Consider the following 13513-nt stretch of genomic DNA (forward strand, 5'->3'; position numbering starts at 1 on the left):
GGAGCGCAGCGGAGGTCGCGCATCGTCGGTCTCGATGCGCTCAGTCGCTGCGCTCCTGGGCTTACTCGACAACCCTGGTAAGGGCTTGTGCGGCGGGCCGGCACTCAGGTATGTCGAGTAGCCCGCGAACGGAGCGAGCGAGCGTATCGAGACACCGTGGGCGCGGCGCGATCTGTGTCCGCAGTTGTTCGCTGCGGGTACAGAATCGGACGCAGATCCTCAGGCGATCATCGGGTCTCGATACGTCCTCGGCTAGCGCCTCGGACTACTCGACAACCCTGGGTGAGCGCGTGTGCGCCGGGGCCGGTAGCCAGGGTTGTCGAGTAGCCCGCGAACGGAGTGAGCGAGCGTATCGAGACTTCGGTGTGGTCTCGTGCGACCTGAGAATACGAGAACCCCGTGCCTACCGGGACACGGGGTTCTGCGTATGTACGGCGGTCATCGTCGACGCGTCACGCGCCTATCCCGGCTGTCCGGGTGATGCCCTGTACGAGTGGGTGTGAACGACACCGCGTCAAGCGTGTCGCCACTCCTCTTCACTGTTCCAACTCTGCTCATCCGACCAGGAGTCGTGTGACTTGTCGCTGCCACCAGAGAGCTCTCGCTGGAGGCTGTCGAAGTCAGTATGCGGAGCTGAGTACTTGAGCTGACGAGCAACCTTCGTCTGCTTTGCCTTTGCCCGGCCGCGGCCCATGTGGGACCCCCTCGCACAGTGACGGGGCGGCCATCGGTGTGGCGGCCCCGTTCTTTTCGTTAATAGTTTTCGTACTGACAGTCTAGCGCGCACTTCCGATTAAGTCTCATCGCCGGACGGTCAATTCCCAAAAACGCTGTGAGCAGGGCTTTCGTCTGTGACCCAGGAGTCTTTTCACGCCTGCCTGTCGCAGGTCGTGTGCAAGCGCGGTCAGCGGCGACCGCGGAGTCTGTCCACTGCGGCGCGGCCGGCGGGCACTTCGTCGTCCTGTGTATACAGGTCGGCGTCGATCCGGGCGGTCGCGGAGTCATCGGGCGTCGCCGGATCGCCGACGGTCAGTTCTGCATCGGCGGGTACGTTCCGCTTGACGAGGGCGAGGGCGATGGGGCCGTTCTCGAAGTGGTCGACCACGCTGCCGACCCGGCCCACGGTTCGACCGCCGGCGGTGACGGGGTCGCCGACGCTCGGCCGGTACGCCGAGCTGCCGTCCAGGTGCAGGAGGACCAGGCGACGCGGCGGGCGGCCGAGGTTCGCCACCCGCGCGACCGTCTCCTGGCCGCGATAGCAGCCCTTGTCGAGATGGACGGCGCCGCCCTGCTCGGGGCCGCCGATCCAGTCGACTTCGTGGGGGATGGTGCGCTCGTCGGTGTCCAGGTGCAACCGCGGCCGCATCGCGGCCACGCGCAGTGCCTCGAACGCCCACATGCCTGCGGGATGGGCGCCGGCCTCGGTGAGCAACTGCCACCACTGGCGCAGGTCCGCCTCGGGGACCACCAGGTCGACGACGGGCGTCGAGCCGCGCTCGCCGATCGGTGGCATCACGCGCCAGAAGCCGAGCGGCTCGTCGTCGTGCCGCAGTTCTGGCAGGTCCCCGGCCTGATACTGCACCGCGTCGGCGGGCAGGCCGATCGCTTCGGCGAGGGGGCCGGTCAGCACGTCCGGTCCGAGCAGGGTCAGGACGGCCATGTCGGGGCGCGGGGTGGGCGTCGCCTTGGCCCAGAACACCATCTTGGCCAGGAAGGCCGCGAGCGGCTCGCCGCGCAGCGCCTCGGTGTCGATCCAGGTGGTGCCGTCGATGTCGGTGAGGACGAAGTGGTCTTCGACGCGGCCGTTCCCGTCGAGCGACAGATTCTCGGCGCTGCGGCGGTCGGGCAGCTCGGTCAGGTGCTGGGTGGAGATGGTGTGCAGCCAGCTGAGGCGTTCGTCGCCGCCGAGTTCGATGACGAAGCGGTCCGAGCGGTCGACGATCGCCGCGCGTCGCGTGGCGATGCGTTGTTCGCCGAGCGGGTCTCCGTAATGCCAGGCGACGCCCGGACTCGGGTCGCCCTCGGGGGTGGCGACAGCAGACGGTGCGGACGTGAGGATCACAGACGCGGAGGCCATGTCATCGAGTCTACGAGCATGAGCGGCCGACGCGTTCGGCCCGGGCCGTCGGCCGCGGTGGATCGGCTCGGTTCGGTGCCGAGCCACCCCGGACCGATCCGCCGCAGTCGGGCCTATTCGATGACGGCCGCCGAGTAGACCGGCGGGTCGCCGAGGAACGGGCGGTGCGAGGGCGGCTGGTTGCCCTCCACGTCGGTGACACCGAGTTCGGCGGCGACCTCGGCGCCCACCAGGATCTGGCCGGTGCGGTCGAGGAGGTTCGGGTCGCGGTGCAGAGCGTCGATCACGCGGCCGGGGAACTCCGGCGTCTCGGCGGTGGCGGCCAACCCCTCGTACATGCCGGGGTGCGCGGCGAAGGCCGCCATGGTGCGCTCGGTCTTCAACAGGCCCATCCACAGGGAGATCGCGGTGACGCCGAAGGGTTTGAAGTCGACGGCCATGTCGTGGGCCATCTTGTCGACGGCGGCCTTGCCCGAACCGTATGCCGGTCCGTGCATGTAGGCGGTGCCGCCGAACGAGGACGTGTTGACCACCAGGCTGCCGGGCGTCTCGATGAGCAGCGGAGCCGCGTAGTAGGCGGCGACGTAGGCCGAGCGCATGCCGACGTCGTGCAGGTCGAGCAGCGAGAGCGGCTTGCTCCAGAACGGGCCCTTCGCGGTCAGCTCGGGCGGCAGGGTGATGGCGTTGTTCACCAGGATGTCGAGGCGGCCGTGCTCGGCGCGGATCCGCTCGAACAGGGCGGCCACCTGGGCGTCGTCGGAGTGATCGACGGCGACCGCGACGCCGACGCCGCCGCGGCGGGTGATCTCGGCGGCGGTCGCGCCGATGGTGCCGGGCAGTTCGGCCTGCCCTTCGACGACGGTGCGTCCGGTGACGTAGACGGTGGTCCCGGGCCCGGCGAGGGCCAGGGCGATGCCCTTGCCTGCGCCGCGACTGGCGCCGGTGACGACGACGATGCGTTCAGTGGTCATGCCTCACCGTGCTACCCGGTCGGCGTCGTCGGTGGGGGACTTTCTCCCGATGGACGGAATCTGTGCCGTGCGAAGGGGATCGGCGAAAGGGCCGATCGTGGGCGTTGGATGCGGCCGACGGCGGCTCCATGACATCGTGGAACGATGCCGACCGTCCTGGTTTCCGCCGCGGGCCTCGTCCTCGATCCCGACGCCGCGCTGATCCACGCCGACGATCTGGGTCTGGTCCACGGCGACGGGCTGTTCGAGACGATGCTGGTGCGTGAGGGTCGGGCGTGCGGCGCGGACCGCCACCTGGCTCGTCTGCGCGACAGTGCGTCCGTCGCCGGACTGCCTGCCGTCGACGTCGAGGATTTGATGCGGATGGTCGACGCCGGCGTCGCGCAGTGGCGTCGGGTGGGCAGTGGTGAGGGCATGCTCCGCCTGGTCTGCACCCGTGGTCGGGAAGGTGACCCCGCGGCCGCGCCCACGCTGTTCCTGACCGTCGATCCGGTTCCGGATCGGGTCGCCGTCGCCCGCCGTGACGGGGTGCGGGCGGTGACGCTGCCGACCGCGTACGAGCCCGGCTCGGCGCAGCATGCGCCGTGGCTGCTGGCCGGCGTCAAATCGTTGAGCTATGCGGTCAACGTCGCCGCACTGCGTCACGCGCGCGGTCTCGGCGCCGACGATGCGATCTTCGTCTCCGCCGCGGGCACGGTGCTGGAGGGTCCGCGCGGTTCGGTGGTCGCGGTGATCGACGGCGCCCTGGTGACCCCGCCGCGCGATGACGGGATCCTGCCGGGCACGACGCAGGACGCGCTGTTCGATCTCGCCGCTGCCGAGGGGGTCCCGGCGGTGGAGCGGTCGTTGACGGTCGAGGACCTGTACGCGGCACAGGAGGTGTGGCTGCTGTCGTCGGTGACGCTGGCGGCGCGGGTGCGTGAGCTGAACGGGCGAGCGTGTCGGCGGCAGGACGTGATCGACGTCGCGTGCCTGGTACACAGGTCAGCGGGGTCATAGGACTTCGGTCCGTTGGCTGCATCACGACTGCTTTACAACGCTCAAACCGCTACTACGGTGTGTAGTAACACCCGGCTCTGCGCGTGACGAATATGAGGTCGCAGTGAATGTTGTAGACATCTCCCGGTGGCAGTTCGGTATCACAACCGTCTACCACTTCATCCTGGTGCCGTTGACGATCGGTCTGGCGCCCATGATCGCCGTGATGCAGACCGTCTGGCATCGCACCGGCAACGAACAGTGGCTCCGCGCCACCAAGTTCTTCGGCAAGATCTTCCTCATCAACTTCGCCCTCGGCGTCGCCACCGGCATCGTGCAGGAGTTCCAGTTCGGCATGAACTGGAGCGAGTACAGCCGCTACGTCGCCGACGTCTTCGGAGCGCCGCTCGCCCTGGAGGGCCTGCTGGCCTTCTTCCTCGAGTCGACCTTCATCGGCCTGTGGATGTTCGGCTGGGGACGCCTCCCGCGTCGCATCCACCTGGCCTGCATCTGGATGGTCGCGATCGGCGTCAACCTCTCGGCGTACTTCATCCTCGTCGCGAACTCGTGGATGCAGCATCCGGTCGGCGTCGAGTGGGACGCCGAACGCGGTCGGCCGCGCATGACCAACATCATCGCGCTGATCACCAACAACACGACGCTGGTGGCGTTCCCGCACGTCATCATGGGTGCTCTGCTGACCGCTGCGACGGTGGTGGCGGTGATCGGCCTGTGGTGGATGGCCCGCAACGGCCACCGCGCGGCCAAGATCGAGGAGGCCGCACGGATCGGCGACGAGTCGATCATCCCGGCGACGTCGTCGCCGAGCCAGGTGGGCGCCTCGCCGGCCGACCTGCGCCACGACAACGCCACCCTGTGGCGACCGATCAGCATCTTCGCGCTGTGGGTGGTCATCGGATCGGGGCTTGGCCTGTTCGTCACCGGCGACATGCAGGCGCAGCTCATGTTCAAACAGCAGCCGATGAAGATGGCCGCCGCCGAATCGCTGTGCGAGACCGAGACCGGTGCGCCGTTCTCGGTGCTGAGCATCGGCAGGCAGAACAACTGCGAGAACATCGAGCACGTCATCACCATCCCGCGAATGCTCTCGTTCCTGGCCGACCACCGCTTCGACACCGAGGTCAAGGGCGTCAACGAACTGCAGAAGCAGTACCAGGAAGCGCTGAACATGCCGGGCCAGAACTTCGCGCCCAACCTGTTCGTCACCTACTGGAGCTTCCGCGCGATGATCACCTGGGCTCTCGGGTCGGTGGTGGTCGCCTTCGGCGGCCTGTGGTTCCTGCGGCGCAAGCGGTCCGACGTGCCGCGGTGGTTCGGGCGCCTGTGCCTGTGGATGCTGCCGACGCCCTTCCTGGCCAACGCCTCGGGCTGGATCTTCACCGAGATGGGCCGACAGCCGTGGGTGGTCGTCCCGAACTGGGCCGACGAGGGCGGTGATCCGCTGCGCATCCACATGCTCGTGCAGGACGGCGTCTCCAATCACGCGCCGCCCGCGGTGTGGACCACGCTGATCGGCTTCACTCTGCTGTACGGCGCGCTCGGCGTCGTCTGGTTCTACCTCGAGCGCCGCTATGTCATCGAGGGTCCGGGCGACTCCGACACCAAGGCGCCCGCCGCCGGGTCGGACGACGACGATTCCGCCGAACTCTCGTTCGCGTACTAGGAGGGCAATCCGATGACTCTTGAGAACTTCTGGTTCGTGCTCATCGCGTTCATGTTCGTCATGTACTTCGTGCTGGAGGGCTTCGACTTCGGCGTCGGCATGCTGATGCCGATCCTGGGCCGACACACCGACCCGGACGGCGACAAGCGGCGGCGAGTGCTGCTCAACACGATCGGCCCGGTGTGGGACGGCAACGAGGTGTGGCTGATCACCGGTGGCGCACTGCTGTTCGCAGCGTTCGGCGGCTGGTACGCCACCATGTTCTCGGCGTTCTACCTGGCGCTGTTCCTGATCCTGATCGGACTGATCGTCCGTGTGGTCGCCATCGAGTGGCGCGGCAAGATCAACGACGTCCGGTGGCGCCGCTGGTGCGACGTCGGCATCGGTCTCGGTTCGTGGCTGCCGGCGATCCTGTGGGGCGTCGCATTCGCGAACGTGGTCCGCGGCCTGCCGATCGATGCCGACCACCAGTACACCGGCGGCTTCTTCAACCTGCTGAACCCGTACGCGCTGCTCGGCGGCGCGACGACGCTGCTCGCCTTCCTCACCCACGGCGCGGTGTTCGTCGCCTTGAAGACGTCCGGCGAGATGCGCGAGGCCGCGCAGGACTTCGCCGCGCGGTCGGCGATCCCGACCGCCGTGGTGGCCGCGGCCTTCCTGATCTGGACGCAGCTGGCCTACGGCGACACCTGGACGTGGGCGATCGTGGTGGTCGCGGCGGTCGCCGCGGTCGGCATGGTGCTCGGCGCCGTCACCCGGCGCGAAGGCTGGGCCTTCGCCGCCACCTGCGTGGCGATCGCCGGGACCGTCGCGATGCTGTTCGCGTCGCTGTTCCCCGACGTGATGCCCTCGGCGACCGACCCGGCGTTCAGCCTCACGATCGCGAACACCTCGTCGAGCCACTACACGCTCGTGATCATGACGTGGGCGATCGCGATCGCGGCGCCGGTGGTGATCGGCTATCAGGCCTACAGCTACTGGGTGTTCCGCAAGCGGCTGTCGATCGATCACATCCCGCCGTCCATCGGGCTGCCCCTGCAGCGCGCGGACAAGTGACCGAGCCGACCGCGACCGCGCCGGAGCGGGTCGAACGGCGACGGCCGCCGCTCGACTCGCGGCTGCTGCGCGCGTCCCGGTCGGCGCGGCGGTACGTGGTCGCGGCGGCGGCGTTCGCGGTCGGCAATGTGATCGCCGTGGTCGCCGGCGCCGTGGCACTGGCCGGGCTGCTCGCGGAGATCGTCACCGAACCGTCGTTGCGGAGCTTCGACGCCCAATGGCGTCACCTGGCGGTGGTGGCGATCGCCTTCGCCGCCCGCGCCGCCATGACCTACGCCGGCGATCGGGTGGGCAGACGGGCGGCCCACCAGAGCATCGACGAACTGCGGATCGCCGCGCTCGACACGCTCACCGACCCGGCCCGGACCGGTCCGCGGGAGTTGCTCATCCGGCGCGAGCACGCGCTGACCGTCACCCTGCGCGGACTGGACCGACTGTCGGACTATCTGTCCGGCTACCTGCCCGCGCTGCTGTCCACCGCGATCATCACCCCGCTGGTGGTGGCCGTCGAACTGTGGACCGACTGGATCAGCGGCGTGATCATCGTCGTCACGCTGCCGCTGATCCCGCTCTTCATGGTGCTGATCGGGCTGGTCACCCGGGACCGGACCCGCCGCAAACTCGACGCCATGAGCAGGCAGAACGCCCAGCTCGTCGACCTGATGGCGGGTCTGCCGACCTTGCGGGCGCTGGGACGCGCGCAAGGGCCGGCCGGGCAGGTCGCCGGGCTGGGGGAGCGGCTGCGGCGCAGCACGATGAGTTCGCTGCGCATCGCCTTCCTGTCGGGTGCGGTGCTGGAGCTGCTCGCGACGCTGAGCGTCGCCCTGGTCGCGGTCAGCATCGGCCTGCGCCTGGTCTTCGGTGAGATGAGCCTGTATGCGGGCGTGCTGGCCCTGATCCTGGCGCCCGAGGCCTATCTGCCGCTGCGGCAGATAGGCGCGCAGTTCCACAACGCCGAGGACGGCGTCGAGGCCGCCGACGACGTGCTCGACATCATCGACGCCGGTCGCGCTGATCCACGTGGAACATCGCAGGTCACGGTGTCGGGCGAGCCCGTCGTCATCGATGCGCTCGGCGTCGGCGGACGCGACGGGTGGGCGCCCCGCGGACTCTCCGCCGTCGCCCGGCCCGGTGAGGTGACGGTGCTGACCGGGCCGAACGGGTCCGGTAAGTCGACGGTCTTCGCATGCGTGCTGGCCTTGCAGGAACCGGACGAGGGCGCCGTGCGCCTCGGCGATCACGACGTGCGCGACCTGCGTCCCGACCACTACTACGGCCAGATCGCCTGGCTGCCGCAGCACCCGGCAGTCGTTCCCGGCACCGTCGAGGAGAACCTGGCGTTGTTCGGCCCCCTCGACGAGGCCGCTGTCGGTCCGGCGATGCGTGCGGCGGCCTTCGACGAGGTCGTCACCGATCTTCCCGACGGACTCCGCACCCGGCTCGGCGCGGGCGGCGCGGGTCTGTCGGCCGGACAGCGACAACGACTAGCGCTGACCCGGACGCTCGCCTCGCCCGCACCCCTGCTGCTGCTCGACGAACCCACCGCCCATCTCGACGACGACACCGCCGGCCGGGTCCTCGACGCCCTGCTGGAGCGGGCGCGGGCCGGCGCCACCGTGCTGATGATCTCGCACCGGTCCGCGGTTCTGGCGGCGGCCGACCACGTCGTCGATCTCGCTTCGGAGGTCTCCGATGCCCGCTGATCCCACCTCCCGGCGCCCGGGCGGCCGCCCGCGGGACCCGCTGATCGCCGCGCTGGAGTTCACCGGCGTGCGCGGGCGGGCGCTGACCGTGCCGATCCTGCTCGGGGTCGCCGGTGCGCTGTCAGCTCTCGGACTCGCGGCGCTGTCGGCGTGGCTGATCACTCGGGCCTGGCAGATGCCGCCGGTGCTGTATCTGTCGGTCGCGGTCACCGCCGTCCGCGCGCTCGGCATCTCCCGCGGCGTCTTCCGCTATCTGGAGCGGCTGGCCACCCACGACCTCGCCCTGCGGGCGATGGCCGAGGCCCGAACCCGCCTCTATCGGGCGCTCTCGGGCGGTGCGCCCGGCTACACCGTCGGCCTGCGGTCGTCGGAACTGATGGCGCGCACCGCCGACGACGTCGACGAGATCGGCAACGCGGTCGTCCGCGGCCTGATCCCGATGGCGGTCGGCGCCGTCACCTCGGTGTCGGCCGTCGTCATCATGGCGTGCGTCTCGCTTCCGGCCGCCGCGGTGCTGGCGGTCGCGCTGCTGGTGAGCGGGGTGCTCGCCCCGTGGCTCGCGGCGCGCGGCGCCTCCCGGCGGGTCGCCGACGCCTCGCGTGCGCGCGAGGAGGTCGTCGAGGCGGCGTCGTCGCTGCTGTGGCACGGTCCGGAACTGGCCGTCGCGCGGGCGCGGGGGCGGGTGCTGCGGTCGGTGTCCGACGCCGATCGTCGCACCGAGGACGCCGAGGACGCGGGTATGCGCTGGCAGGCGGCCGCGCAAGCGGTCACCCCGCTGTCGTTGGCCGCGAGTGTGATCGCCGCCGCGGTCATCGCCGTCCAGTTGGCCGCCGACCTGCCCGGATCTCTGGCCGACGTCGCCTCCGGCGAGGGCGTCACGCCGATGGTCTTCGGCATCCTGTTGTTGCTGCCGCTGTCGTCGTTCGAGACCACCGCGCCGCTCACCGAGGCCGGGATGGCGTGGGAGAGCGGGCGACAGGCCGCGAGGCGAGTCCTGGCCCTGGTCGACGGGGCCGGAGTCGCCGAATCCGACCCGGTGATCGATCCGGCGCCGGTCACGCTGACCGCTGCCGGCCTGCGCTGGGGCTGGGACCGTCCGCTGGGCGGACCGATCGATCTCGCCCTCGAACCCGGCGGCAGACTCGCCGTGGTCGGGTCCAGCGGAGTCGGGAAGTCGACGCTGCTGATGACCCTCGCCGGCCTGGTACCGCCGTTGTCGGGCACGGTCGACGTCGGTCACCGATCCCCGCGCGAGTCCGTCGTCTACTTCGCCGATGACGCCCACGTCTTCTCGACGACGGTCGGTGAGAACCTGCGCGTGGCGCGCGGCGACGTCACCGACGAACAGATGCGCGAGGTGCTGGACCGGGTGGGCCTGGGACCGTGGCTGGCGTCGCTGCCCGACGGCTTGGGGGAGAAGTTGACCGGCGGCGGCGCAGCGCTGTCGGGCGGACAGCGCCGCAGGCTGCTCCTGGCCCGTGCCCTGCTGCATCCGGCGCCGGTGGTCCTGCTCGACGAACCCACCGAGCATCTGGCCGCCGACGACGCGCACGAGCTGCTGTCCTTGATCTGCGGCGACCTGTTCGGCGATCGCACCGTGGTCGTGGTGACGCACCAGGACGTGGCCGGCATCGACGTCCCGCTGCTGCCCCTGTCCTCGGTGAGCCGGAGCGGGGTCGTTCTCAGGGGGGTCGAGTAGCCACCGAGCGCAGCGAGGCGGCGTATCGAGACCCGTTGGGGGTGCATCTCGATACGCTCGCTCACTTCGTTCGCGGGCTACTCGATGAGCCTGGGGTGGCGGGCTTGGTTGAGCCGGAATAGGGTCGTTTTCAGGGTGGTCGAGTAGCCACTGAGCGCAGCGAGGCGGCGTATCGAGGCCTGTTGGGGTGCATCTCGATACGCTCGCTCTCTTCGTTCGCGGGCTATTCGATGAGCCTGGGTTGCGGCTGACCGGGGGAGAGCTGGATGGGCCTGGGGGTGGCGGGTTTGGTTGAGCCGGATCGGGGTCGTTGTCAGGGTGGTTCGAGTAGCCACTGAGCGCAGCGAGGCGGCGTATCGAGGCCTGTTGGGGTGCATCTCGATACGCTCGCTCTCTTCGTTCGCGGGCTACTCGATGAGCCTGGGTTGCGGCTGACCGGGGGAGAGCTGGATGGGCCTGGGGGTGGCGGGTTTGGTTGAGCCGGATCGGGGTCGTTTTCAGGGTGGTCGAGTAGCCACTGAGCGCAGCGAGGCGGCGTATCGAGGCCTGTTGGGGTGCATCTCGATACGCTCGCTCTCTTCGTTCGCGGGCTACTCGATGAGCCTGGGTTGCGGCTGACCGGGGGAGAGCTGGATGGGCCTGGGGGTGGCGGGTTTGGTTGAGCCGGATCGGGGTCGTTTTCAGGGTGGTCGAGTAGCCACCGAGCGCAGCGAGGCGGCGTATCGAGACCCGTTGGGGTGCATCTCGATACGCTCGCTCACTTCGTTCGCGGGCTACTCGATGAGCCTGGGGTTGCCGCTGACCGGCGGGCTACTCGCGAGGCTGGGACGCTGCTGACCAGCGGTAACTCGTCGAGCCTGGAGAGTTGCTGACCGGCGGCTACTCGCGAGCCCGGGATGCCGCTGACCAGTGGCTACTCGCGAGCCCGGGATGCCGCTGGCCAGTGGCTCCTCGTCGAGCCTGCGTGTGGTCAGCCGACGACGCGGCGGAGCTTTGCGGACAGCCGCGGCGTGAGATCGCCTGCAGCGTCGACGCGCTCTTCGACGTACGCGAGGTCGCCGTCGGGAACGAGGCCGAAGAGGCGCTTGGCGCCGCCGGTGTGAGCACCGGTCTCGCTTCGAATGGTGACATCGGTGGTGAGGTTCCACGACGTCTGATTGAGGGGGCGCCCGTAGTAGAGCTCGATCGAACCCTCGGCGTGCGTCAGCAGCAGCTCGATCTCGTCATCCTCGCTGATCCGCCAGAAGCCGGACTCACGGAGGTCGGGGCGGACGTAGGCACCCTGCTCGTCGATGACCCAGGACCGGGACTGCCAGACGAGGTAGTTGCCGCCGTCGTGCGAGACGATGATCTGCTGCCCGAACTGATAGTCGTCGCCGGACACGGGATCGTGCCCTTCGCCCTGACCTTCCCACACCCCGACCATCGGCAGGAGTGCGAGAAGCCCGGAATGAAGATCGGCGCCTTCCCGCAGGTTGGCGGTGTCGGCGGGCACAGGGATGTCACCGACCGGCGAGAGGTTCTTGCCGGCGGTCTGCTCCGCACGCTTCTCGGCGTCGGAGATCGCCTCGTTGCCGGAGCGGGTCACGACTCGTCGTTGACCAGACGGTAAACGGTGTAGAGCGCGAACCAGATGATCAGCAGCGAAGCCAATCCCAACAGGATTTCAAAGAAAAGGACCACGAGCAGATAGTACCGCGCGGGGGTGCGGTGACCGAACCGAGTCCATCGACTGCCGGGTAGATCACAGTTGCGTCGCGGAAGTCGTCGAATCGGCAGCCCGCGCGCCTCGTTGAGAGTCTGAACATATCAAATAGCGATAAATGAGTAATTGTCAGTACTAATCGCGCGACTTAGCGTGGAGACAGAGACATTCGGCCCGATCTCGGGCCGCTCGACGAAGTCGAACTCCGACCGAAAGGGGCGACCAGTGTCCTCGCCATCAGCACATCACCTCCGGCAGAGAGAGAAACGATGAGCGCCGCGGTCTTCTGCGCCGACACCGACGAGGCCGTCGCGGGCATCGCCGACGGTTCCACCGTCCTGATCGGCGGCTTCGGCCTCGCCGGCATGCCGTTCGACCTGATCGACGCCCTCATCCGCCAGGGCGCCACCGACCTCACCGTGGTCAGCAACAACGCGGGCAACGGCGACCACGGTCTGGCCGCGCTGCTCGCCGCGGGCCGCGTCCGCAAGATCCTGTGCTCCTTCCCGCGGCAGTCCGACTCGTGGGTCTTCGACGGCCTCTACCGCGAGGGCAAGATCGATCTCGAGGTGGTCCCGCAGGGCAACCTCGCCGAACGGATGCGGGCCGCGGGCGCGGGGATCGGTGCGTTCTACTGCCCGACGGCGGTCGGGACGCCGATCGCCGAGGGCCGGGAGACCCGCGTCATCGACGGCCGCACCCACCTGCTCGAGTATCCGATCAAGGGCGACGTCGCGCTGATCGGCGCGCATCGTGCCGACCGCGTCGGGAATCTGGTGTACCGCAAGACCGCCCGCAACTTCGGTCCGGTGATGGCGACCGCCGCCGACACCACGATCGTGCAGGTCGACGAGGTGGTCCCGGTCGGTGCCATCGACCCCGAGGTGGTGGTGACGCCGGGCATCTACGTCGACCGCGTGGTCGCCACCCCGACCCGCCGATTCGCCGTGGAGGGCGCACGATGAACATCGCACTGACTCTGTCCCCCGACGTCGCACGGACGTCCGACGAGCAGCTGACCAGCGATCAGTTGGCTGCACGCATCGCCTCCGACATCCCGGCCGGGTCGTTCGTCAACCTCGGCATCGGCCAGCCGACCCGCATCGCCGATCACCTGGATCCGGCGAGCGCGATCACCCTGCACACCGAGAACGGCATGCTCGGGATGGGTCGTGCTGCGGTGGGCGACGAGATCGACCTCGATCTCACCAATGCGGGCAAGGTGCCCGTCACCGAGGCGCCGGGCGCGTCGTACTTCCACCACGCCGACTCCTTCGCGATGATGCGCGGCGGCCACCTCGACGTCTGCGTGATGGGTGCCTTCCAGGTGTCCTTCGGCGGCGACCTCGCCAACTGGAGCACCGGGGCCCCGGATGCGATTCCCGCCGTCGGCGGCGCGATGGATCTGGCCACCGGCGCCAAGTCGGTCTTCGTGATGATGACCCTGTTCGCACGCAACGGTGCGGCCAAGCTGGTCCCGTCGTGCACCTACCCGCTCACCGGTCTGTCGTGCGTGGACCGCGTCTACACCCCGCAGGCGTTGATCTCCACCGGTCCCGACGGCGCGCAGATCGTCGAGACCTTCGGTGCCGAACCGGCGGAGCTGCTGGCGCTGCTGACGCCCTGACGGCCCACAGCCG

At 69.1% G+C, this 13513-nt stretch carries 11 protein-coding genes; 7 read left to right on the forward strand and 4 right to left on the reverse strand.

Going from position 1 to position 13513, the window contains the following annotated elements:
• Positions 1 to 514: 514 nt before the first annotated feature.
• From AAFO60_RS03905 to AAFO60_RS03915, 3 genes are all read right to left on the reverse strand, one after another.
• Positions 515 to 694, reverse strand: coding sequence for a DUF3073 domain-containing protein (locus AAFO60_RS03905; RefSeq protein ID WP_347954854.1), 180 nt, complete (start codon positions 692 to 694; stop codon positions 515 to 517).
• Positions 695 to 904: 210 nt separating this feature from the next.
• Positions 905 to 2077 carry a YgfZ/GcvT domain-containing protein gene (locus AAFO60_RS03910; protein WP_347954855.1) on the reverse strand — a complete coding sequence of 391 codons (1173 nt, stop codon included), beginning with the start codon at positions 2075 to 2077 and terminating at the stop codon, positions 905 to 907.
• Between the two features lie 113 nt (positions 2078 to 2190).
• The gene (locus tag AAFO60_RS03915; RefSeq protein ID WP_347954856.1) at positions 2191 to 3048 is read right to left on the reverse strand and encodes an SDR family NAD(P)-dependent oxidoreductase; all 858 of its coding nucleotides are present in this window, start codon (positions 3046 to 3048) and stop codon (positions 2191 to 2193) included.
• A gap of 144 nt (positions 3049 to 3192) precedes the next feature.
• Between AAFO60_RS03915 and AAFO60_RS03920 the strand changes: the two genes are divergently transcribed.
• The 5 genes from AAFO60_RS03920 to cydC all read left to right on the forward strand — a co-directional run bounded on the left by AAFO60_RS03920 (position 3193) and on the right by cydC (position 10168).
• Entirely contained in the window at positions 3193 to 4047 is an 855-nt protein-coding gene (locus tag AAFO60_RS03920) for an aminodeoxychorismate lyase (protein WP_347954857.1), read from the forward strand.
• Between the two features lie 103 nt (positions 4048 to 4150).
• Positions 4151 to 5710 (forward strand): cytochrome ubiquinol oxidase subunit I, encoded by a 1560-nt coding sequence (locus AAFO60_RS03925; RefSeq protein ID WP_347954858.1) that lies wholly within the window; start codon positions 4151 to 4153, stop codon positions 5708 to 5710.
• A 12-nt stretch (positions 5711 to 5722) separates the two neighbouring features.
• Positions 5723 to 6766, forward strand: coding sequence for a cytochrome d ubiquinol oxidase subunit II (gene cydB, locus AAFO60_RS03930; protein WP_347954859.1), 1044 nt, complete (start codon positions 5723 to 5725; stop codon positions 6764 to 6766).
• The gene (gene cydD / locus AAFO60_RS03935) at positions 6763 to 8469 is read left to right on the forward strand and encodes a thiol reductant ABC exporter subunit CydD (RefSeq protein ID WP_347954860.1); all 1707 of its coding nucleotides are present in this window, start codon (positions 6763 to 6765) and stop codon (positions 8467 to 8469) included. The genes cydB and cydD overlap by 4 nt, the downstream gene beginning before the upstream one ends.
• Positions 8459 to 10168 carry a thiol reductant ABC exporter subunit CydC gene (gene cydC, locus AAFO60_RS03940; RefSeq protein ID WP_347954861.1) on the forward strand — a complete coding sequence of 570 codons (1710 nt, stop codon included), beginning with the start codon at positions 8459 to 8461 and terminating at the stop codon, positions 10166 to 10168. The genes cydD and cydC overlap by 11 nt, the downstream gene beginning before the upstream one ends.
• Positions 10169 to 11138: 970 nt before the next feature.
• Here cydC and AAFO60_RS03945 read toward each other — a convergent pair.
• A complete protein-coding gene (locus tag AAFO60_RS03945; protein WP_347954862.1) occupies positions 11139 to 11756 on the reverse strand; it encodes an FABP family protein in 618 nt (205 codons plus the stop codon).
• A gap of 386 nt (positions 11757 to 12142) precedes the next feature.
• On the opposite strand from AAFO60_RS03945, the gene AAFO60_RS03950 reads away from it, so the two are divergent.
• Positions 12143 to 12838, forward strand: a complete 696-nt coding sequence (locus AAFO60_RS03950) for a 3-oxoacid CoA-transferase subunit A (RefSeq protein ID WP_347954863.1) — start codon at positions 12143 to 12145, stop codon at positions 12836 to 12838.
• Positions 12835 to 13500 (forward strand): CoA-transferase, encoded by a 666-nt coding sequence (locus tag AAFO60_RS03955; protein ID WP_347954864.1) that lies wholly within the window; start codon positions 12835 to 12837, stop codon positions 13498 to 13500. Before AAFO60_RS03950 ends, AAFO60_RS03955 begins: the two co-directional genes overlap by 4 nt.
• Positions 13501 to 13513: the final 13 nt, after the last annotated feature.

Origin of the sequence: Gordonia aichiensis, from assembly GCF_039946255.1 — a bacterium.
GTDB lineage: Bacteria > Actinomycetota > Actinomycetes > Mycobacteriales > Mycobacteriaceae > Gordonia > Gordonia aichiensis_A.